This is a genomic window from Actinoplanes xinjiangensis (genome assembly GCF_003148685.1).
In the GTDB taxonomy this organism is placed as follows: domain Bacteria; phylum Actinomycetota; class Actinomycetes; order Mycobacteriales; family Micromonosporaceae; genus Actinoplanes; species Actinoplanes xinjiangensis.
Map to the genome: position 1 here is coordinate 1 of NZ_QGGR01000084.1, position 1,292 is coordinate 1,292.

General features: G+C 67.3%; 2 protein-coding genes. Both read right to left on the reverse strand.

Features of this window, described 5'->3' with window-relative positions; translation table 11 throughout:
* Positions 1–33: 33 nt before the first annotated feature.
* Positions 34–921 (reverse strand): IS3 family transposase, encoded by an 888-nt coding sequence (locus tag BC793_RS48610; RefSeq protein ID WP_109603428.1) that lies wholly within the window; start codon positions 919–921, stop codon positions 34–36.
* Positions 918–1,229, reverse strand: coding sequence for a transposase (locus BC793_RS48615; protein WP_158319611.1), 312 nt, complete (start codon positions 1,227–1,229; stop codon positions 918–920). Before BC793_RS48615 ends, BC793_RS48610 begins: the two co-directional genes overlap by 4 nt.
* Between the last annotated feature and the right edge of the window lie 63 nt (positions 1,230–1,292).

Genomic DNA, 1,292 nt, shown 5'->3' on the forward strand with positions numbered 1-1,292 from the left:
TGAGGTTCCACCCCGGGATCGGACACCAGGGTTTTATGCCGCGAGGGCGATGGCTGGACGGTAGCAGACACGGGTCTCACGCGGGGTGCGCAGGCCGTTGGTCGAGTGCAGCCGCCGTTCGTTGTAGTAGTTGATGTAGGCGAATACGGCCTGGCGGGCCTGGGCGCGGGTCGGCCAGACGCGAGTGCCGATCTCGGCTTTCAGAGCGGCGAAGAACGACTCGGCCACTGCGTTGTCGTAGCAGGACCCGACCCGGCCCATCGACGGACGCATCTTCAACCGGGTCAAACTGGCGCGGAAGTCCTTCGATGCGTACTGGCTGCCGCGATCGCTGTGAAAGATCGCGCCGGGACGGACCAGGCCGCGGCGATGCGCCAGCTCGACGGCGTCGCTGATCAGTTCGGTGCGCATGTGCCCGGCCATAGCGTGGCCGGCGACCTCACGGTTGAACAGGTCGATCGTGGTGGCCAGATACAGCCAGCCCTCGCTGGTGGGCAGGTAGGTGATGTCGCCGACGAACCGCAGCCCGGGCACGGCGGCGGTGAAGTCCCGGCGGATCAGGTCCGGTGCCGGGGCGGCGGTGGTGTCCTGGCGGGTCAGCGACCGGCGGCGTCGGCGGGTGATCCCCACGATGTCTCGCTCGCGCATGATCCGTTCGACGCGTTTGCGGTTGACCTGCTGGCCCTGCCGGCGCAGCTCGGCGGTGACCCGCGGTGACCCGTAGGCGTTGCGGTGTTCGCCGTGGATGGCCCGGATCTGAGCGGTGAGCTGTTCTTCTGCCTGCTCGCGTCGGCGGCGGGCGGGTGCGGCGGCCAGCCACTCGTAGTAGCCCTGCCGCCGTTTGACCGCCAGGACACGGCACAACCGCGTGACGCCGTAGACGGCGTGGTGTTCGGAGATGAACCGGTAGCGGTGGATCAACGACCCATCTCCTTGGCAAAATACTGGGCTGCTTTGCGGAGAATCTCCTTCTCCAGTTCGAGCTCGGCAACCTTCTTACGCAGCCGGTTCAACTCCTCGCGCTCGGCCGGGCTGACCTGCCCGACCACGCCGTCAGTGCTGGCGGCAGGGCCCTGCTCGGCGCGTTTCGCGGCGCTGACCCAGTTCCGCAGGGTCTCGTGGTTGACGCCGAGTTCCCGACCGACGTCACGAATCGTCCGGCCGGACGAGCGGACCAGATCGACGGCGTCCTTACGGAACTGCTCGGGATACTTCGAGGGACGAGGCACCGGAACATCCTTCCCCAGACCGCTGTCTGGTTTCGAGATGTCCGGTCCCGAGGGGGAACCTCA